The 19820-nt window shown below is 41.8% G+C and carries 18 protein-coding genes; 17 read left to right on the top strand and 1 reads right to left on the bottom strand.

Translation table 11 applies throughout. The features are described 5' to 3' along the window. The first annotated feature begins 29 nt into the window (after positions 1-29). The 7 genes from EL140_RS06625 (at position 30) to EL140_RS06595 (ending at position 4025) form a co-directional block, all read left to right on the top strand. A complete protein-coding gene (locus tag EL140_RS06625) occupies positions 30-779 on the top strand; it encodes a tRNA1(Val) (adenine(37)-N6)-methyltransferase (RefSeq protein ID WP_000657018.1) in 750 nt (249 codons plus the stop codon). After that, positions 769-1053 carry a GIY-YIG nuclease family protein gene (locus tag EL140_RS06620; protein ID WP_000349631.1) on the top strand — a complete coding sequence of 95 codons (285 nt, stop codon included), beginning with the start codon at positions 769-771 and terminating at the stop codon, positions 1051-1053. Before EL140_RS06625 ends, EL140_RS06620 begins: the two co-directional genes overlap by 11 nt. A gap of 85 nt (positions 1054-1138) precedes the next feature. Beyond that, positions 1139-2074 (top strand): manganese-dependent inorganic pyrophosphatase, encoded by a 936-nt coding sequence (locus EL140_RS06615; protein ID WP_000036057.1) that lies wholly within the window; start codon positions 1139-1141, stop codon positions 2072-2074. A 53-nt stretch (positions 2075-2127) separates the two neighbouring features. Then, positions 2128-2454, top strand: a complete 327-nt coding sequence (locus EL140_RS06610) for a DUF2568 domain-containing protein (RefSeq protein WP_000985025.1) — start codon at positions 2128-2130, stop codon at positions 2452-2454. 122 nt (positions 2455-2576) lie between these two features. Continuing rightward, positions 2577-3089, top strand: coding sequence for a YiiX/YebB-like N1pC/P60 family cysteine hydrolase (locus EL140_RS06605; RefSeq protein WP_000892233.1), 513 nt, complete (start codon positions 2577-2579; stop codon positions 3087-3089). Then, positions 3073-3723, top strand: coding sequence for a DUF1803 domain-containing protein (locus EL140_RS06600; protein ID WP_000614477.1), 651 nt, complete (start codon positions 3073-3075; stop codon positions 3721-3723). Before EL140_RS06605 ends, EL140_RS06600 begins: the two co-directional genes overlap by 17 nt. 101 nt (positions 3724-3824) lie before the next feature. Next, the gene (locus EL140_RS06595; RefSeq protein ID WP_000051179.1) at positions 3825-4025 is read left to right on the top strand and encodes a CsbD family protein; all 201 of its coding nucleotides are present in this window, start codon (positions 3825-3827) and stop codon (positions 4023-4025) included. A gap of 32 nt (positions 4026-4057) precedes the next feature. Here the strand turns inward: EL140_RS06595 and EL140_RS06590 are convergent, their stop codons facing one another. After that, entirely contained in the window at positions 4058-5503 is a 1446-nt protein-coding gene (locus EL140_RS06590) for a UDP-N-acetylmuramoyl-L-alanyl-D-glutamate--L-lysine ligase (protein WP_000590327.1), read from the bottom strand. A 105-nt stretch (positions 5504-5608) separates the two neighbouring features. Here EL140_RS06590 and EL140_RS06585 point away from each other — a divergent pair, with 105 nt between their 5' ends. From EL140_RS06585 to mltG, 10 genes are all read left to right on the top strand, one after another. Next, entirely contained in the window at positions 5609-7231 is a 1623-nt protein-coding gene (locus EL140_RS06585; RefSeq protein WP_000064195.1) for a putative polysaccharide biosynthesis protein, read from the top strand. Between the two features lie 202 nt (positions 7232-7433). After that, complete coding sequence (locus EL140_RS06580) at positions 7434-9392, top strand: peptide ABC transporter substrate-binding protein (protein ID WP_000748538.1); 1959 nt, start codon at positions 7434-7436, stop codon at positions 9390-9392. Positions 9393-9537: 145 nt separating this feature from the next. Next, complete coding sequence (locus EL140_RS06575) at positions 9538-10632, top strand: cystathionine gamma-synthase (RefSeq protein WP_000031946.1); 1095 nt, start codon at positions 9538-9540, stop codon at positions 10630-10632. Positions 10633-10639: 7 nt separating this feature from the next. Continuing rightward, positions 10640-11806, top strand: coding sequence for a MalY/PatB family protein (locus EL140_RS06570; RefSeq protein ID WP_000521334.1), 1167 nt, complete (start codon positions 10640-10642; stop codon positions 11804-11806). A gap of 92 nt (positions 11807-11898) precedes the next feature. Then, entirely contained in the window at positions 11899-14994 is a 3096-nt protein-coding gene (locus tag EL140_RS06565) for a pilus expression-regulating Snf2 family helicase (protein WP_001096256.1), read from the top strand. 47 nt (positions 14995-15041) lie between these two features. Further along, a complete protein-coding gene (locus EL140_RS06560; protein WP_000806748.1) occupies positions 15042-15653 on the top strand; it encodes a divisome accessory protein ZapJ in 612 nt (203 codons plus the stop codon). An 11-nt stretch (positions 15654-15664) separates the two neighbouring features. Further along, a complete protein-coding gene (gene murC, locus EL140_RS06555; RefSeq protein ID WP_000048081.1) occupies positions 15665-16999 on the top strand; it encodes a UDP-N-acetylmuramate--L-alanine ligase in 1335 nt (444 codons plus the stop codon). Between the two features lie 9 nt (positions 17000-17008). Further along, positions 17009-17476: a GNAT family N-acetyltransferase gene (locus tag EL140_RS06550; RefSeq protein WP_000405314.1), complete on the top strand. Its 468-nt coding sequence runs from the start codon at positions 17009-17011 to the stop codon at positions 17474-17476. Further along, positions 17473-17970 (top strand): GNAT family N-acetyltransferase, encoded by a 498-nt coding sequence (locus EL140_RS06545; RefSeq protein WP_000702420.1) that lies wholly within the window; start codon positions 17473-17475, stop codon positions 17968-17970. The genes EL140_RS06550 and EL140_RS06545 overlap by 4 nt, the downstream gene beginning before the upstream one ends. 80 nt (positions 17971-18050) lie before the next feature. Continuing rightward, on the top strand, positions 18051-19802 hold the full coding sequence (gene mltG, locus EL140_RS06540) for an endolytic transglycosylase MltG (RefSeq protein ID WP_000927562.1): 1752 nt from the start codon (positions 18051-18053) through the stop codon (positions 19800-19802). The last annotated feature ends 18 nt before the right edge of the window (positions 19803-19820 follow it).

Here is a 19820-nt window from a genome sequence, read left to right as displayed (position 1 = left end):
ATATTAACATCATTTGTTATAATAAAAGTATGAAAGAAGAACAATTATTAAAACCAGGAGAGCGAATCAATCAGCTCTTTTCGACAGATATCAAAATCATCCAAAATAGAGAGGTGTTTAGCTATTCGGTGGATAGTGTTCTTTTATCACGCTTTCCTCGCTTCCCTAAACGGGGTTTAATTGTGGACTTTTGTGCTGGAAATGGTGCAGTGGGACTTTTTGCTAGTTCACGTACTCAGGCGCGGATAATATCTGTAGAGATTCAGGAGCGCTTGGCGGATATGGCAGAGCGTTCGGTTCAGTTGAATGGCTTGGAAGAGCAGATGCAGGTCATCTGTGATGATTTGAAAAATATGCCTGCCCACATTCAGGGAAGTAAGGTGGATATGATTTTGTGCAATCCGCCTTATTTTAAGGTGGATCCGCATTCTAATCTGAACGAGAGTGAACATTACCTTCTGGCCAGACACGAAATTACGACTAACCTAAAAGAAATTTGCCGTAGTGCTCAGAGTATTCTCAAGTCTAATGGCCGTTTGGCCATGGTTCATCGTCCAGATCGGCTCTTGGATATCTTAGACATGCTTCAACGCCATAATTTGGCACCCAAGCGCCTGCAATTTGTCTATCCTAAACGTGAGAAGGAGGCTAATATGCTCTTAATCGAAGCTATCAAGGATGGATCGACCAGTGGCTTTAAGGTCTTGCCACCACTCATCGTTCACAATGATGATGGTTCTTATACACCAGAAATTCAAGAGATTTACTATGGATCATAAGGCCTATATGTATGTGGTGGAGTGTCGCGACGGTTCTTACTATACGGGCTATACAACGGATGTGAAGAGGCGCCTTGCCGTTCATAATAGTGGTAAGGGAGCCAAGTATACCCGAGCTCGCTTGCCAGTCAAACTCATCTATGTAGAGGGTTTTGCCAGTAAGGAAGAAGCCATGTCTGCCGAGGCTCTCCTCAAACGAAAGAAACGTCCTCAGAAAGAACGATTTTTATCTGAAAATCAAGAGAAAAATCTAGTCAACCATATTGATGTCTAAGGAGGAGTCTTTTGGCTCCTCTTACTTTTGTCAAAAGAGGAAAAAAGTGCTACAATAAGATGAATAAATTTAAAGAGGTATTATCATGTCTAAGATTCTAGTATTTGGTCACCAAAATCCAGACTCAGATGCCATCGGGTCATCTGTAGCCTTTGCTTACCTTGCAAAAGAAGCTTATGGATTGGACACAGAAGCAGTAGCACTTGGAACTCCTAATGAAGAAACAGCCTTCGTTTTGAACTATTTTGGTGTAGAAGCACCACGCGTTATCACATCTGCTAAAGCAGAAGGTGCAGAGCAAGTCATCTTGACTGACCACAATGAATTCCAACAATCAGTGTCAGATATTGTTGAAGTAGAAGTTTACGGAGTTGTGGATCACCACCGTGTGGCTAATTTTGAAACTGCCAGCCCACTTTACATGCGCTTGGAACCAGTTGGATCAGCGTCTTCTATCGTTTACCGCATGTTCAAAGAGCATGGTGTAGCTGTTCCTAAAGAAATCGCAGGTTTGATGCTTTCAGGTTTGATTTCAGATACTCTTCTTTTGAAATCACCAACAACTCACCCATCTGATAAAGTGATTGCGCCTGAATTGGCTGAATTGGCTGGTGTCAACTTAGAAGAGTACGGTCTTGCTATGCTGAAAGCTGGCACAAACTTGGCTAGTAAATCTGCTGAAGAATTGATTGATATCGATGCTAAGACTTTTGAACTCAACGGAAATAAGGTTCGTGTTGCCCAAGTCAATACAGTTGATATTGCTGAAGTCTTGGAACGCCAAGCAGAAATTGAAGATGCAATGCAAGCGGCTAATGCAGCAAACGGCTACTCAGACTTTGTCTTGATGATTACAGACATCGTCAACTCAAACTCAGAAATTTTGGCTCTTGGATCAAACATGGACAAGGTGGAAACAGCTTTTAACTTCAAACTTGAAAACAACCACGCATTCCTTCCAGGTGCTGTTTCACGTAAGAAACAAGTGGTGCCTCAGTTGACTGAAAGCTTTAATGGGTAATTTTTAAGGAATATTTGGAACTGTTAATTTGACTATTTATAGAAGGTGATAGCATGATGCGATTGATTGAAGGACTGCGCTTTTTGGTTGAGGTTGTGGCAATCCTTGGTCTTTTCTCCGTATCTGTGATACAAATTTCTTGGCTGGAAAAATTCCTATTTTTTCTTCTAGCAGTTCTATTAATCTTATTTTGGGCGCGATATATGGCACCAAAATCTCCACATGCTTTTAAAAAATGGCATCGCCTCGTTGCTGAAACATCGATTTTTATTTTAGTTAGTGGTAGTTTTTGGCATTTGTATGGATTGCAAATAGGAATCCTATACTTAGCTCTGTCTTTTGGAAGTTTGGGTCTGCTTTATTATTTTCAGCTAGAGTGATTCTTATAATATAGTTAATGAATTATTTAAATGGTAATTATTTGACTGGAGATTGACACGAGAAAACGGTGTTTTCCATATAGCTAAAGGGGTTTCGGCTCCTTTTTTTCTAGGAGAGAAAGATGTTAGAAAATGGCGATTTGATTTTTGTGAAGGACCTTTCAGATATGGGTCAGGCTATCCAGGATTCTACTGGGAACTATAGTCATGTAGCCATCTTTTTGGACGGTTTCATTTACCATGCTAGTGGACAAGCTGGTGTCATTTGTCAAGAACCGGCTGAATTTTTTGAACCAACTCATCTCTACGATCTTTATGTCTATCCAGAGCTGGAAGCTGACTTGGTAAAGGAGAGAGCTAGCAAACATTTGGGTGCACCCTATAATGCCTCTTTTTATCCGGATGGGAATGGCTTTTATTGCTCCCAGTATATCGCTGAAATCCTACCGATTTTTGAAACTATTCCCATGAAATTTGGTGATGGGGAGCAGGAGATTAGTGATTTTTGGAGGGAATATTACAGGAAACTCAAATTTCCTGTGCCTCTGAATCAGCCAGGGACCAATCCTAGTCAACTAGCAGCATCCCCTCTTTTAGAATGTAAAGAAAGGAATCTTCATGATTCAGATTTTTAACCCATCTCGTTTGACTCGACAGCCATTTTTTATAGATTTGGTGGACTATCTGGACCAGCATGATGATGTGATCCTCCGAGAAATTAAGGCTCAGTTTCCAGATGTAGCAGTTGATAAGCTCATGGAAGAGTTTATCAAGGCAGGCTTGATCCTAAGGGAAAACAAACGTTATTCCCTTAATCTCCCTTTTCTAGAATCGATAGGTAATCTATCCCTTGACCAAGAGATTTTTATCAGAGAGGACAGCCCAGTCTATCAAGCCTTGCTGGAGAAGACTTATGAGACAGAATTACGCAATCAAACTAATGCTGCCATTTTAGTCGAAGGTACGGACTTTGCAAGAGAAAAGATGACCCTATCCAACTATTTCTACAAGGTCAAGCACCAATATCCTTTGACAGAAAAACAGCAGAAACTCTATGATATTTTAGGAGATGTTAACCCTGAGTATGCCCTCAAATATATGACGACCTTTTTACTGAAGTTTCTCAAAAAAGACCAGCTGATGCAGAAACGCCGTGATATTTTCGTTGAGAGTCTAGTCGTCTTAGGCTATATTGTGCAAAACGAAGAAGGGAAGTATGAGTTGGCTGTTGATTTCGACAAGGAACGGTTGATTTTCTATTTACCTTAATTGCTTCATTTTGAGCAGATTGTTTGACTTTACTAAAGAATAAGCATAAACTAAATGTAAGCGATAACGTTTATCGTATTAAAAGCAAAGGAGACAGAACTATGTCACTTGAAAATAAATTGGATCAAGCAACTGGTGCTATCAAAGAAGGATTTGGTAAAGTTACTGGCGATAGCAAGACAGAAGCAGAAGGCACTGTAGAAAAAACAGTTGCCAAAGCAAAAGAAGTTGTAGAAGATGCTAAAGGTGCTGTAGAAGGTGCCGTTGAAGGTCTTAAAAATTCATTTAAAAAAGAAGACTAAAAAAATCAAGGGAATGTTTCCCTTGATTTTTTTTATAGATAACGTTCTGCGATAGCTGCGTCTCCAGGATAGTCTTCTTTCTTTCCTTGGACGATTTGGTAACAATCAGCTCCCTTGCCTGCAATAATCACGGCATCGAGTTCTTGATTTGTGATGGCCATGGCCGCCTTGATGGCTTGTTCACGATCGGCAATCTTTTCAACAGGATGACTGATATAGCTACTGATTTCTTCAGCAATGACCATTGGATCCTCATAGTTGGGGTCATCAGCGGTGAGAAAGACATGAATCTCAGGGTGTTGATTGAGGAGGAGTCCAAAGTCTTTGCGACGACTTTCACCCTTGTTTCCAGTCGAACCGAGAACCAGAGCAATCTTTCCAGTTTGATGAGTTTCAACAACAGAAATCAGTTTTTTCAGACTGTCACCATTGTGGGCGTAGTCGATGAAGACCTTGGCTCCATTTTTCTGAGTGAGAACTTCCATACGTCCAGGGACGCGGGTTGCAGCGATCCCTTTTTTGATATCTTCAAGACTGGCACCTAGACGAAGACAGGCAAGTCCTGCAGCAACGGCATTTTCTTGGTTAAAGTGGCCGATGAGTTGGATATCATAATCACCAGCGAGTTTACCTGTAGCGGAAAAGCTAAAGGCTTTGGAGTTCTCGATTTGGTTACTTGACTGGCTACCATAGAAGTCATGTTCTTGATCTTCCACTTGTTCTTTCAATACAGAAAAATGGTCCATGTCGCTATTAATGACAACTGCTCGGCTATTTTTCATCAAGAGACGTTTGTGGTAGAAGTAATCTTCAAAGCTTGGATGCTCAATCGGACCGATATGGTCAGGAGTGATGTTAAGAAAGACACCTACATCAAAGGTCAGGCCATAGACTCGATGAACAAGATAGGCTTGGCTAGAGACTTCCATTACAAGATGGGTTCTTCCATTCTTAACAGCCTGAGCCATCATGTCGAAAAGATCGATGTTTTCAGGTGTTGAGAAGGAAGATTTAAAGAAGGTCTTGCCATCTAGAGTTGTATTCATAGTTGACAAGAGAGCTGTTGGGTAGCGTTGAGATAGGATGTGGTAAGCAAAGTAAGCAGATGTTGTCTTTCCTTTTGTCCCTGTGAAAGCGAGAATTTTTAGTTTCTCTTGCGGATTACCATAAAATTCCATAGCAATCAAACTCATGGCTTTCTTGATATCGTTCACAACGATGACGGGGATACCGACTTCGTAGTCCTTTTCTGCGACATACCAAGCTAATCCTTGCGTTATAGCGGATAGGAGGTATTCTTTTTTAAAGGCAGCACCTTTTGCAAAAAAAAGAGTGCCTTCTTTTACTTTTCGGCTGTCATAACTGATGCTGTCAAAAACAACTTCACTGTAGTTGTAGTGGTAGTGTCCTTGGTCGATAATCTCACGGAAGAGACTATCTTTCTTTAATATATCTAATACGGTTTCAATCTTTATCATACTTTCTATTGTAAACCGAAAGTCTGAATTTTACAAGTAACAAGGAAAAGTTTATAATGGAAGATGAGGAAAATTTCCTAGTTATCAAAATTGAATGAGGAAGCTATGTCTAACGAAAACAATCACCAGCAGGCCCAGATGTTGCGAGGGACTGCTTGGCTAACAGCTAGTAACTTTATTAGTCGCCTCCTTGGGGCTATCTACATTATTCCCTGGTATATTTGGATGGGGACCTATGCTGCCAAGGCCAATGGTCTCTTTACCATGGGCTACAATATTTACGCCTGGTTCTTGCTGATTTCGACAGCGGGTATCCCAGTTGCGGTCGCCAAACAAGTGGCTAAGTACAATACCATGCGAGAAGAAGAGCATAGCTTTGCCTTGATTCGGAGTTTCCTAAGCTTTATGACGGGCTTAGGCATAGTCTTTGCTTTGGTCTTGTATCTCTTTTCTCCTTGGTTAGCAGATTTGTCAGGTGTGGGGAAAGACCTGATTCCCATCATGCAGAGCTTGGCTTGGGCGGTCTTGATTTTCCCGTCTATGAGTGTCATCCGAGGTTTCTTCCAAGGGATGAATAACCTCAAACCCTATGCTATGAGTCAAATCGCCGAGCAGGTGATCCGTGTTATCTGGATGTTGATGGCAACCTTCTTCATTATGAAGATGGGTTCTGGTGACTACTTATCAGCCGTTACCCAATCGACCTTTGCAGCCTTTGTGGGGATGGTAGCAAGTTTTGCAGTTTTGATCTACTTCCTTGCCCAAGAAGGTTTGCTTAAAAGAGTTTTTGAAACACGGGATAAGATCAATAGTAAGCGACTCTTAGTCGATACGATCAAGGAAGCCATTCCCTTTATCCTGACAGGATCAGCCATCCAGCTCTTCCAGATTTTAGACCAGATGACCTTTATCAATAGTATGAAGTGGTTTACCAACTACAGCAATGAAGACTTGGTTGTCATGTTTTCTTATTTCTCAGCCAATCCTAATAAAATTACTATGATTTTAATCTCTGTGGGAGTTTCAATTGGGAGTGTCGGCTTGCCGCTGTTGACGGAAAACTATGTAAAAGGTGACTTGCAGGCGGCGGCTCGCCTAGTCCAAGATAGCCTCACCATGCTCTTCTTATTTCTACTGCCGGCAACGGTTGGAGTGGTCATGGTAGGGGAGCCTCTTTATACAGTCTTTTACGGTAAGCCAGATAGTTTGGCCATGGGTTTATTTGTCTTTGCAGTTTTGCAGTCTACTATCCTAGGCTTGTATATGGTCTTGTCTCCTATGCTTCAGGCCATGTTCCGAAACCGCAAGGCAGTTCTTTACTTTGTCTATGGTTCCATTGCTAAGATCGTCTTGCAATTGCCAACCATAGCTATTTTCCACAGCTACGGTCCCTTGATCTCAACGACTATCGGCTTGATTATTCCGAATGTCTTGATGTACCGTGACATCTGCCAGGTAACGGGTGCTCGTCGAAAGATAATCTTGAAGAGAACCATTTTGATTACCATCTTGACCCTTGTCATGTTTATCCTAGTTGGCTTCTTGCAGTGGCTACTCGGTTTTGTCTTCCAACCAAGTGGGCGTTTCTGGAGTTTCCTTTATGTGGCTCTCATCGGAGGGATTGGAGGAGGTCTTTATGGTTTGATGAGCCTACGGACACGACTCTTGGACAAGATAATCGGCAAAGCTCAAGCAGACCGACTACGTACACGATTGAAAATATCGTAAAAAGATTTATAAATAAAAGTAATGAATTTAACCTTTCTTTAACAGAAAGGTTTTTATACTACATTTTTCTTAAAAAAAGAGAACTTTTTCTAAAATCAAGAGCAAAAAATATGCTTTTTTAAGTTTTTCTTCAGAAATCACTTGACTAAATAAAACCAAAGCTGTATAATAAGACAAAACTTTTAAACAGGAGGTTCTGGAAATGAAAAAGTCTAAGGCCAAGTATCTGACACTTGCAAGTGTCGTGTTAAGCGCTGGTATTCTACTGAGCGCATGTGGAAATTCAAGTAGCGCTTCTAAAACATATAACTATGTTTATTCGAGCGATCCATCTAGTTTGAACTATCTTGCAGAAAACCGTGCAACAACCAATGACATCGTGACCAATTTGGTGGATGGGTTGATGGAAAATGACCAATACGGTAATTATGTTCCATCATTGGCAGAGGATTGGACTGTTTCTCAGGACGGTTTGACCTATACTTACAAATTGCGTAAGGATGCAAAATGGTATACTTATGAGGGTGAAGAATACGCCCCTGTAACGGCCCAAGACTTTGTGACAGGTTTGAAATATGCTGCTGATAAAAAATCCGAAGCCTTGTACCTGGTTCAAGACTCTGTAGCAGGTTTGGATGACTATATCAACGGGAAAACAACTGACTTTTCAACTGTCGGTGTCAAGGCGATTGACGACCAAACAGTTCAGTACACTTTGACACGTCCAGAATCTTATTGGAATTCTAAAACAACTTCAACCATTCTCTTCCCTGTCAATGCAGATTTCTTAAAATCAAAAGGGGATGACTTTGGTAAGGTAGACCCTTCTAGTATTTTGTACAATGGACCTTTCTTGATGAAATCTTTTGTTTCAAAATCTGTTATCGAATTCAAGAAAAATCCCAACTACTGGGATGAAAAAAATGTCTTTGTGGATGGTGTGAAATTGGCCTATTATGATGGTAGTGACCAAGATGCACTAGCACGTAACTTTGTAGAAGGAGTCTATAGCTACGCGCGTCTCTATCCAAATAGCTCAAGCTTTGAAGGCATTAAAGAGAAGAACAAGGATAACATCATCTATAGTATGCAAAATGCAACTTCTTATTACTTGAACTTCAACTTGGACAGAAAATCTTATAACTTCACTTCTAAGTCCTCAGATATCGAAAAGAAATCAACCCAAGAAGCAGTTCTGAATAAAAACTTCCGTCAAGCCTTCAACTATGCTTATAACCGTACTGCCTATGGAGCACAATCTCAAGGGGAGGACGGAGCAACGAAGATTATTCGTAATTTGGTTGTACCTCCAACATTTGTAAGTATCAACGGAAAAGACTTTGGCGATGTTGTTTCAGAAAAGATGGTCAACTATGGCCAAGAATGGCAAGGAATCAACTTTGCGGACGCGCAAGATCCATACTACAATCCTGATAAAGCTAAGGCTAAATTTGCGGAAGCTAAGAAAGAATTGGAAGCTAAGGGTGTGCAATTCCCAATCCACTTGGATGTATCAGTTGACCAATCAGCTAAAAAAGGTGTACTTGAAGCAAGTTCTTTGAAACAATCCATCGAATCTGTTCTAGGAGCTGAGAATGTGGTTATCGATATCCAACAGATATCAACAGATGAGTTTAACAACTCTAGCTACCTCGCTCAAACTGCAGCTCAAAAAGACTTTGATATCTATAATGGCGGTTGGAGTGCGGACTACTTGGATCCATCAAGCTATCTAGATATCCTAAATGTCAATAACGGCGGTATGTTGCAAAATCTTGGTCTAGAACCAGGTGAGGTCAATGACAAGGCTAAGGCAGTTGGTCTGGATACTTACACTCAAATGTTAGAAGAAGCGAACAAGGAGCAAGATCCAGCAAAACGTTATGAAAAATATGCTGAAATTCAAGCTTGGCTCGTTGATAGCGCCCTTGCAATTCCAAACGTTTCTCAGGGTGGGACACCGACCTTGAGAAAGACAGTTCCATTCTCATCACCATTCTCACAAGCTGGAAATAAGGGTGTCGAATCATACAAGTATCTCAAGTTACAAGATAAGACTGTAACGGCTGATGAGTATGAAAAAGCTAAAGAAAAATGGCTGAAAGAAAAAGAAGAATCAAATAAAAAAGCCCAAGAAGAACTGGCAAAACACGTTAAATAACCAGTCTATTCAACAGGAAAAACGATAGTTTCTCAAGGAACTATCGTTTTTATATAGTTTGAAACTATAACTAGCTCTTGAAAACAAGAAAATGAGTTAGTAAAAATAAGTGGTACAATAGTTACTATAGATTTGGAGGTATTGTATGAGCAAAGAACTACACATCAACACAATTTTGGCCCAGGCTGGGATCAAGTCAGATGAGGCTACAGGTGCCTTGGTAACACCGCTTCATTTTTCAACCACTTATCAGCATCCAGAGTTCGGTCAGTCTACGGGATTTGACTATACTCGTACCAAAAACCCAACTCGCAGTAAGGCGGAGGAGGTTTTGGCGGCAATCGAATCAGCAGATTATGCCCTAGCGACAAGCTCAGGAATGGCTGCGATTGTACTGGCTTTTAGTGTTTTTCCAGTAGGAAGTAAAGTCTTGGCTGTACGCGATCTGTATGGGGGTTCTTTCCGTTGGTTCAATCAAGTCGAGCAAGAAGGCCGTTTCCATTTTACCTATGCCAATACAGAAGAAGAGTTAATTGCTGAGTTGGAGAAAGATGTGGATGTTCTCTATATTGAAACACCAACCAATCCCTTGATGTTGGAATTTGATATTGCCAAACTAGCCAAACTAGCTCATGCCAAGGGTGCCAAGGTAGTGGTGGACAATACCTTCTACAGTCCGATTTACCAACGTCCGATTGAAGACGGTGCGGATATCGTTCTTCATTCAGCAACCAAGTATCTAGCAGGGCACAATGATGTCTTAGCTGGGGTGGTTGTGACTAATAGTTTAGAACTATATGAGCAACTGTTCTACAATTTGAATACGACTGGTGCGGTCTTATCACCATTTGATAGTTATCAGTTGATTCGTGGTCTCAAAACCCTGCCTCTTCGTATGGAGCGTTCTACAGCCAATGCCCAAGAAGTGGTTGCTTTTTTGAAGGATTCACCTGCTGTCAAGGAAGTGCTCTATACTGGACGTGGGGGTATGATTTCCTTTAAAGTAGTGGATGAAAAACGTATTCCTCATATTTTAAATAGCTTGAAGGTCTTTTCATTTGCGGAAAGTTTGGGTGGGGTGGAGAGTCTGATCACCTATCCGACGACTCAAACCCATGCGGATATTCCAGCAGAAGTGCGCCATTCCTATGGCTTAACAGATGACCTCTTGCGTTTATCCATTGGGATTGAGGATGCTAGAGATTTGATTGCGGACTTGCGCCAAGCTTTGGAAGGATAAGACAGATATGGGGAAATATGATTTTACAAGTCTGCCCAATCGTTTTGGGCACCATACCTATAAATGGAAAGAAGCAGAAGCTGACCGAGAAGTTCTACCAGCCTGGATAGCAGATATGGACTTTGTGGTTTTGCCTGAGGTTCGACAAGCTGTACAAGCCTACGCAGATCAGTTGGTCTATGGCTATACCTATGCTAGCGATGCTTTGATTGAGTCGGTTCAGGATTGGGAAGCCAGTCAACACGGCTATCGCTTTGACAAGGATGCCCTCGTCTTTATCGAGGGAGTGGTACCAGCCATCTCAACAGCCATTCAAGCCTTTACAAAAGAGGGAGAGGCTGTTCTGATTAACACACCGGTCTATCCTCCTTTTGCCCGCAGTGTCAAACTGAACAATCGCAGATTGATTACCAATTCTTTGGTGGAAAAGGATGGGCTGTTTGAGATTGACTTTGACCAGTTGGAGAAGGAATTGGTGGAAGAGGATGTGAAGCTTTATATCCTTTGCAATCCCCACAATCCTGGTGGACGTGTTTGGGAAAAGGAAGTGTTAGAAAAGATTGGTCATCTCTGCCAAAGACACGGTGTTTTGCTTGTTTCAGATGAGATTCACCAAGATTTGGCACTCTTTGGTCACAAACACCAGTCTTTTAACACCATTGATCCTGCTTTTAAAGACTTCGCCCTTATCTTGAGCAGTGCCACTAAGACCTTTAATATTGCTGGGACCAAGAATTCCTATGCAGTTATTGAAAATCCCAAGCTTCGTGTGGCTTTCCAAAAACGCCAGTTGGCCAATAACCAGCATGAAATCTCAGGCTTGGGGTATTTGGCGACAGAAGCTGCCTACCGTTATGGTAAGGACTGGTTAGGAGAGTTAAAAGAAGTCATCGAGGACCACATTAACTATGTAGTGGATATTTTGGGCAACGAAACCAAGATTAAGGTCATGAAACCACAAGGTACCTACTTGATTTGGCTTGATTTTTCAGCCTATGACCTAACGGATGACCGCTTGCAAGAGCTTTTGAAGAATGAAGCCAAGGTTATCTTGAACCGAGGTTTGGACTTTGGAGAGGAGGGAACTCTTCATGCCCGCCTCAATGTGGCTATGCCGAAGTCAGTACTGGAAGAGGTTTGCCAACGCATCGTGACCACTTTTGCTACACTTTAAAAATCCAGCCTTCTAGGAGAAAAGTCTTCCTAGAAGGCTATTTTCATAGGGGAAAATGTGGTATAATGAAAAGATAAGATAAAGGGGTAACTATGGCTAAATTGATTCCGGGGAAGTTGCGCATGGAGGGTGTTACACTCTATGAAACAGGCGACATTGAGATTATCAAGGAAAAAGGGAATCGCCTCTATACTCGTGTGGCGGGAGAAGACTTGCGCTACAGTTTAGAGGATGATCTGGTTTTTTGTGCTTGCGATTTTTTCCAAAAAAGAGGTTACTGTGTTCACCTCGCAGCGCTCGAGCATTATCTGAAAAATGATGAAGAAGGCCAGGTGATTTTACAAGCCTTAGAAAAAGGACATGAAGAGCAAGAAGAGGTCGAAACCAAGGTTAGTTTTGGCGGTAGTTTTTTGGAGCGGATCCAACCTCAGAAGCGAGAAAAAATCTACACTTTGTCGGCTCAAGGTCAGGTAGAAGCTGGAACCAATCGCCTCCTTTGGACACTCCGAATCGGTTTAGTTGATAGTCAAAAATATTATGTCATCCGTGATATTCCTCTCTTTTTGAAGGTCTTAGTCCATCGAAAGCCATATATGATTGGGAAACACTATGAAAATGACTTGTCTTGGGATGCTTTTGATACAGCTAGTCAAGAAGTTCTTACTTTTTTATGTGGCTTGATTGATGAGGGACTGAGTCAAGAGCTCTTTTTCCCCAATCAAGGTCGTCACCTCTTTTTCCCTCTGACCTTTTTTGAGCAGGGAGTGGAGTTGCTGATGAACTTGGAGAATTTTCATTTCGAACACCAGATTACTAGTTATGAAAATCTTCTCTTTCATGATTTAGATCCCGATGCAAAACTGTTCTCTTTTTCATTGCAGGAGTATCCCGATTATTTTGAGATGAAGATTTCTGAAAGTGAGCGAGTTAACGTATTCTATGGGGGAGCGGTTCTCTTTCGTAAGGGGAATCTTTATCTCTTAAACCCTAAACAAATCAGCCTCCTAAAGGAAATCAAGGAGCTTCCTCAGGAGGAGAGAGGGAGAAAATGCCTCCAGTTTGACAACAGTGATCGTGATCGCCTAGCCGCCTGTTTGTCTTTGTTTGGACAGCTAGGAACAGTGTCTGCCCCCGAGCGCTTGCAAATCAGACCCTTTTCATCAATCTTTTACTTTGATAGGGAGGATGACGGCCGCATCCGCTTGGATATCCAGTTTGACTATGGAGATGTTAAGGTGACTAGTCGTCAACAGCTGGAACAATTACCATTTTCAAGTGATGCCGTCTTGGAAAACCAGCTATTTCAAGTCTGTTTAGGGGCTGGTTTTGAGGCTGATTTTCAGTCTTGGAGACAGGCTTTGAAGCCAGAGGCAGTTTATTCTTTCTTTCACCGTACGATTCCAGCTTTTGAGAAGTTGGGTCAGGTCTTCTTATCTGATGAAATCAATCAGCTCTACAGCGTCCAAGCTCCTCAGGTTCAGATTGAGTCCAAGGGAGGACTGTTGGAGATTCAGTTTGATTTCCAAGGGATTGCCCAAGAAGAGATTGATCAAGCTCTTAAAGCCCTGACCAGCAATCAGGATTTCTATATCAGTTCTTCTGACCAAGTGTACTTTTTTGATGAGGAAACCAAGCAGATTCGTCAAAATTTGCAGGAACTGGGGGTTGAGCTAAAAGATGGTTCTTTCCAAGCGCGAAAATCTCTAGCTTATAGCCTTTCTCAGCTTTTTGAAGGTCGAGACAGGATCTCCTTCTCGGAAGAATTTCAGCATTTAGCTCATGATTTGACTCATCCAGAGGATTTTCCTTTGGGAGATATACGGGTGCAGGCGAGTTTGAGAGACTATCAGGAAAAGGGAGTCCGTTGGCTCCAGATGCTTCATCACTATGGCTTTGGTGGCATTCTGGCAGATGATATGGGACTGGGAAAAACATTGCAAACCATCGCTTTTTTGACCAGTCAGGTGACAGAAGACAGTCGGATCTTGATTTTAGCGCCGTCAGGTTTAATCTACAATTGGGCAGATGAATTCAGGAAATTTGCACCACAGTTGGATTTGGCTGTCGTTCATGGTTTGAAAGCGAATCGAGAAGCAATTCTTTCTGAAAATCACCAAATCTATGTGACTAGCTATGCCACCTTTCGTCAAGACAGCGAGCTTTATCAAGAGATAGCTTTTGATTTTCTCTTCTTAGATGAGGCCCAGGTCATGAAAAATGCCCAGACTAAGATTGCTCAGAGTTTGCGCCAGTTTGTGGTGCCAGCAGTCTTTGCTTTGTCGGGTACGCCCATCGAAAATCATTTAGGAGAGTTGTGGTCTATCTTCCAAATTGTGCTACCGGGGCTCTTACCAAGTAAAAAGGAGTTTATGAAATTACCGGCTGACCGAGTCGCGCAGTTTATCAAGCCTTTCGTCATGAGGCGTAAGAAAGAAGAAGTTCTTACAGAACTGCCTGATCTGATCGAAGTCGTCTATAAAAATGAACTGGAAGACCAACAGAAGGCCATCTATCTCGCCCAGTTGCAACAGATGCGAGACCGCCTAGCGCAAGTGACAGATCAAGAATTCCAAAGAAGTCGGGTAGAAATCTTATCTGGTCTCATGCGATTGCGCCAGATCTGCGATACGCCTGCCCTCTTCATGGACGATTACCAGGGAGCCAGTGGTAAACTCGATAGTCTCCGAGATTTATTGCTACAAGTGGCTGATGGTGGGCATCGGGTCTTGATTTTCTCCCAGTTCAAAGGAATGTTGGAAAAAATCGAGCAAGAACTCCCAGTCTTGGGCTTGACCTCCTTCAAAATCACAGGTTCAACTCCTGCTCATGACAGACAGGAGATGACCAAGGCCTTTAACCAAGGGGAGAGAGATGCCTTTCTCATCTCCCTTAAGGCGGGTGGTGTTGGTCTCAATCTAACGGGAGCTGATACGGTTATTTTAGTTGACCTTTGGTGGAATCCCGCTGTCGAAGCCCAGGCTATCGGAAGAGCTCACCGCATGGGGCAGGAGCAGATGGTCGAGGTCTATCGTTTGATTACCAAGGGGACCATTGAAGAAAAAATCCAAGAACTTCAAGAACAAAAGAAACATTTGGTTTCCCAAGTTTTAGATGGTACGGAGTCGCGTGCGAGTCTCAGTCTGGCAGAAATTCGTGAAATTTTGGGAATTTCTGAAGCCAGCACTTGAAAAATCAAGACAATACGCTATAATGAAGTGTTGAAAGGAAATACAAAATGAAACAAGATCGATTTCCATTGGTGTCAGATGATGAGATCATGCTGACTAAAATGCCAGTCATGGACTTGTACGATGAGTCAGACTTTATTAGCAATATCAAAGGTGATTACCGCGATAAGAACTATTTGGAATGGTCTCCTATCAATGAGGAAGAAACCGTAGTTTCTCCAGTGGTTAATAAGGAGTCAAAGCCAAGCTCAGAACCTAAAAAAGTTGAAAAAACCTATGCTGAATTGGCTCGAGAAGAGGCGCGAGCGGATCTGAAGAGGAAACGTTCAGCTAAATATTTGACTCAGGATGTTAGTCATACTAGACGACACAATGGTTCAACACTTGTTCGTCAAGGAAACAAACTAACAGCACCATTTCAAAAGGAAAATCCAGGTGAGTTTGCCAAATTTAGTAAAAACTTGAGCCAGTCTCACTATATCTTAGCTGAGGAGGTTGGCCAAGTGGCGAATCCAACTCCGAAAACCCAAACGGAAAAAGCTAACAAGAACAACTATGATTTTCTAAAGAAGAGTCAAATCTATAATAAAAAGAATAAGCAAACAGAACAGGAACGTCAGGTTGCCCAAGAGTTGAATCTGACAAGAATTACTGAGTAGGGGAGAAAAGCATGTCAAAAACATATCATTTTATTGGAATTAAAGGATCAGGGATGAGTGCCCTAGCTTTGATGTTGCACCAAATGGGACACAAGGTTCAAGGTTCAGACGTTGAAAAATACTACTTTACTCAACGTGGACTAGAGCAGGCAGGGATTGCGATTCTTCCTTTTGATGAAAAGAACCTACAAGGTGATGTGGAGATTATCGCGGGGAATGCCTTCCGTCCAGATAACAACGTTGAAATCGCCTATGCAGATCAAAACGGTATCAGCTACAAACGTTACCATGAATTCCTAGGTAGCTTTATGCGCGATTTTGTCAGCATGGGAGTGGCAGGAGCTCATGGCAAAACTTCAACAACAGGTATGCTGTCTCACGTCTTGTCTCATATCACAGACACCAGCTTCTTGATTGGAGACGGGACAGGTCGTGGTTCAGCTAATGCCAAATATTTTGTCTTTGAATCAGACGAATATGAGCGTCATTTCATGCCTTACCACCCAGAATACTCTATCATCACCAACATTGACTTTGACCATCCAGACTACTTTACAAGTCTAGAGGATGTTTTCAATGCCTTTAACGACTATGCCAAACAAATTACCAAAGGTTTGTTTGTATACGGTGAAGATCCTGAGTTGCGTAAGATCACAGCCAATGCTCCAATCTATTACTATGGTTTTGAAGCTGAGGGCAATGACTTTGTAGCTAGCGATCTCCTTCGTTCTACGACTGGTTCAACCTTCACCGTTCACTTCCGTGGACAAGAATTGGGTCAATTCCACATTCCAACCTTTGGTCGTCACAATATCATGAATGCGACAGCTGTTATTGGTCTTCTTTACACAGCTGGATTTGATTTGAACTTGGTCCGTGAACACTTGAAAACTTTTGCAGGTGTTAAGCGTCGTTTCACTGAAAAAATTGTCAATGATACAGTAATCATTGATGACTTTGCCCACCATCCAACAGAAATCATTGCAACCTTGGATGCGGCTCGTCAAAAATACCCAAGCAAAGAAATCGTGGCAGTCTTCCAACCGCATACCTTTACAAGAACCATTGCCTTGTTGGACGAATTTGCCCATGCATTGAATCAAGCAGACGCCGTCTACCTAGCGCAAATCTATGGATCAGCTCGTGAGGTGGACCATGGTGATGTCAAAGTAGAAGACTTAGCCAATAAAATTAACAAGAAACACCAGGTTATCACTGTTGAAAATGTTTCTCCACTCCTAGACCATGATAATGCTGTTTATGTCTTTATGGGTGCTGGAGACATCCAAACCTATGAATATTCATTTGAACGTCTCTTGTCTAACTTGACAAGCAACGTCCAATAAGGAAAACAGATGGAAATTCCAATCACAATAAGGCAAGCTACCCTATCAGATTTAGAAGAAATGTTGGCGATTGAAGAAGCCAATCCTTCATCAGAAGAGACACTTAGCCGCCAATCCTTAGAAGAGAGTATCCGCAAGTCTGCGGGTACCTTTCTTGTAGCTGGGGATGAAAATCAGCTCCTAGGCTATGTTTTGGGAGATGCTCAGTCTATTCATCCCAAATGGATAGAAATAAAATTATTGACCATTCATCCTGACCATTGGGGACAGGGGCTGGGAACTCTTCTTCTTGCAGCCTTGAAACAGGTGACAGTCGAACTAGATTATCAAGGTATTCTTTTGCAGAGTCCTGATGAACTACTATCATATTTTGAAATGAATGGCTTTGTTGAAGAAGAAGTGACAGAGAGTCATTTTTGCAGTGGTTCTGAATGGTATCTGATTTGGGCCAATCCTTTTTATCAGGAGGAAATATGAAAATCAGACAAGCAAGATTTTCGGATTTAGATCGGATTATAGAGATAGAGCTGGAGAATTTTTCCCTTGAAGAAGCTATTCCTCGTTCGGTCTTTGAGGCGCATTTGCGGGAAATTCAGACCAGTTTTCTTTTAGCTGAAAAAGAGGGGCGTATTCTTGGTTATATCGAAGGTCCAGTCGTCCCACACCGCCATCTAGATGATCAGTCTTTTACAGAAGAAATAAAAGACTATAGCCATCAACCTGGAGGTTATATTTCTGTGACTTGCCTATCTATTGCCAAGGAAGCACAAGCTTTGGGGGTAGGGAAAAGACTATTAAAGACTCTGAAAGAAGTCGCTTTAGAATATGAGCGAGAGGGCATTAACTTGACGTGTCATGATTACCTTATCGCCTATTACGAAAAACATGGCTTTGTTAATGAAGGAATATCCCAGTCAAACTTTGCTGGGGAAACATGGTATGATATGGTCTGGCAGCCTGAAAATCAATAAAACTAGCTAGGGAATGCCCTAGTTGGTTGCTTTTCTACGACTTTTAAGATATAATATTATGGATTGTCAACAAGGAGGTAATGCTTTTGACTGAAAAATCAAGAGAAGAAGAAAAATTAAGCTTTAAAGAGCAGATTCTACGTGATTTAGAAAGAGTAAAAGAACAAGATAGAAGAGAGAAAGAAGTAGAGATTCCAAATCTGACGGCTTCATCATCTCAAGCTAGTTCAGCAACTCCTTCAGATCTTGAACCAGAAACATCAACAGAAGAGTTGATGGCTGATTCCCTATCTGTTGTCGATAAAATCCTAAAAAATGCACCAAGTGTTCCTCCACTTTCAAGTGCTAGAACTGATGAAACGGATGACCAAGAAGAGAAAGAGATTAGACAGCCAATCATTGATAAGATTGAAGTTGTAGAATCTGAAGAACCTCTAGTAGAGCCTATTCATCTGGCTGAAGAACCTGTAGTGGAACCCGTTCAACCTAAGGTAGAACCAGTTGAGCTTAAATCTGAAGAAAAAGAATTTAACGATACTCCGACTAAGGTTGCCGTAACCTATAAAACAGAAGACAAGAAAGAGGAAATCACCCCAGGAATGCCTGAAAGAGTAGAGCCTGTTTCTACAGAATCCAGCAGTGGATTAGCTGATGCTCCACGTCGTAGTCGTCGTCAAGGTGCAACATCAACTAAGAAAAAGAAAAAATCAAAAGCCAAAGGTTGCCTAGTAACAGTTTTAGCTCTCCTAGTACTCGTTGTAGTTGGTGGTTACTTTGGTTATGGTTACGTTCAAGATTCCTTGAAACCTGTTGATGCTAGCTCTAAGGATTACGTAACGGTTCAAATCCCAGACGGTGCAAATGTTCAAGAAATTGGAAGCACCTTGGAAAAATCTGGTTTGGTTAAACATGGACTGATCTTTAGTCTTTATGCTAAATACTATAGCCATGCTAACTTGAAGTCAGGTTATTACAACTTGAAGAAGAGTATGAGTACGGATGAGTTGATTCAAGAATTGCAAAAAGGTGGGACTCCTGAAGCTCAGGCACCTGTTCTTGCAAACTTGACCATTCCAGAAGGCTATACATTAGAGCAAATCGCTCAAACAGTAGGACAACTTCAAGGTGAATTTAAAGAACCTCTTACTGCGGATGCTTTCTTGGCAAAAGCTCAAGATGAGACCTTTATCTCACAATTAGTAGCCAAGTATCCAAACCTACTTGGAAGTCTTCCAACAAAAGATAGTGGCGTTCGTTATCGTCTTGAAGGCTACCTTTTCCCAGCGACCTATACAATCAAAGACAGTACAACTGTTGAAAGTTTGATTGATGAGATGGTGGCTGCTATGGATAAGGCTATGTCACCATATTACGCTACGATCAAAGAAAAGAATCTGACAGTTAATGAATTGCTCAGCATTGCTTCTCTTGTCGAAAAAGAAGGAGCTAAGACCGAAGACCGCAAGAAAATCGCAGGTGTCTTCTATAACCGCTTGAATGCCGGTATGCCACTTCAAAGTAATATCGCTATCCTATATGCTCAAGGAAAACTTGGTCAAAAGATTAGTTTAGCAGATGACGCTGGAATTGATACAACGATTGATTCACCATACAATGTTTACACACACCTTGGCCTCATGCCTGGACCGGTTGATAGCCCAAGTTCGGATGCGATTGAAGCAAGTGTAAACCAGACAAAGAGTGAGTACTTGTACTTTGTAGCCAATGTTGAAGATGGTAAAGTATACTTTGCAACAACAAAAGAAGAACATGATCAAAACGTTGCAGAGCATATCAATAGCAAGTTACCTCAAGCAAGTAGTTCAAACTAAAATTATGTGGTTTTCCAC

It is taken from the genome of Streptococcus oralis ATCC 35037 (genome assembly GCF_900637025.1).
In the GTDB taxonomy this organism is placed as follows: domain Bacteria; phylum Bacillota; class Bacilli; order Lactobacillales; family Streptococcaceae; genus Streptococcus; species Streptococcus oralis.
The sequence above is the reverse complement of the archived record's forward strand: the minus strand, read 5'-3'. Positions and strand labels throughout refer to the sequence as shown.

Bases quoted from the DNA above. Each gene is read 5' to 3' on its own strand.
- EL140_RS06620 (WP_000349631.1), top strand. From the start codon at position 769: ATGGATCATAAGGCCTATATGTATGTGGTGGAGTGTCGCGACGGTTCT.
- EL140_RS06585 (WP_000064195.1), top strand. From the start codon at position 5,609: ATGTCTAACGAAAACAATCACCAGCAGGCCCAGATGTTGCGAGGGACT.
- EL140_RS06570 (WP_000521334.1), top strand. From the start codon at position 10,640: ATGGGGAAATATGATTTTACAAGTCTGCCCAATCGTTTTGGGCACCAT.
- EL140_RS06550 (WP_000405314.1), top strand. From the start codon at position 17,009: ATGGAAATTCCAATCACAATAAGGCAAGCTACCCTATCAGATTTAGAA.
- EL140_RS06615 (WP_000036057.1), top strand. From the start codon at position 1,139: ATGTCTAAGATTCTAGTATTTGGTCACCAAAATCCAGACTCAGATGCC.
- EL140_RS06600 (WP_000614477.1), top strand. From the start codon at position 3,073: ATGATTCAGATTTTTAACCCATCTCGTTTGACTCGACAGCCATTTTTT.
- EL140_RS06580 (WP_000748538.1), top strand. From the start codon at position 7,434: ATGAAAAAGTCTAAGGCCAAGTATCTGACACTTGCAAGTGTCGTGTTA.
- EL140_RS06545 (WP_000702420.1), top strand. From the start codon at position 17,473: ATGAAAATCAGACAAGCAAGATTTTCGGATTTAGATCGGATTATAGAG.
- EL140_RS06575 (WP_000031946.1), top strand. From the start codon at position 9,538: ATGAGCAAAGAACTACACATCAACACAATTTTGGCCCAGGCTGGGATC.
- murC (WP_000048081.1), top strand. From the start codon at position 15,665: ATGTCAAAAACATATCATTTTATTGGAATTAAAGGATCAGGGATGAGT.
- EL140_RS06605 (WP_000892233.1), top strand. From the start codon at position 2,577: ATGTTAGAAAATGGCGATTTGATTTTTGTGAAGGACCTTTCAGATATG.
- EL140_RS06565 (WP_001096256.1), top strand. From the start codon at position 11,899: ATGGCTAAATTGATTCCGGGGAAGTTGCGCATGGAGGGTGTTACACTC.
- mltG (WP_000927562.1), top strand. From the start codon at position 18,051: ATGCTTTTGACTGAAAAATCAAGAGAAGAAGAAAAATTAAGCTTTAAA.
- EL140_RS06560 (WP_000806748.1), top strand. From the start codon at position 15,042: ATGAAACAAGATCGATTTCCATTGGTGTCAGATGATGAGATCATGCTG.
- EL140_RS06595 (WP_000051179.1), top strand. From the start codon at position 3,825: ATGTCACTTGAAAATAAATTGGATCAAGCAACTGGTGCTATCAAAGAA.
- EL140_RS06625 (WP_000657018.1), top strand. From the start codon at position 30: ATGAAAGAAGAACAATTATTAAAACCAGGAGAGCGAATCAATCAGCTC.
- EL140_RS06590 (WP_000590327.1), bottom strand. From the start codon at position 5,503: ATGATAAAGATTGAAACCGTATTAGATATATTAAAGAAAGATAGTCTC.
- EL140_RS06610 (WP_000985025.1), top strand. From the start codon at position 2,128: ATGATGCGATTGATTGAAGGACTGCGCTTTTTGGTTGAGGTTGTGGCA.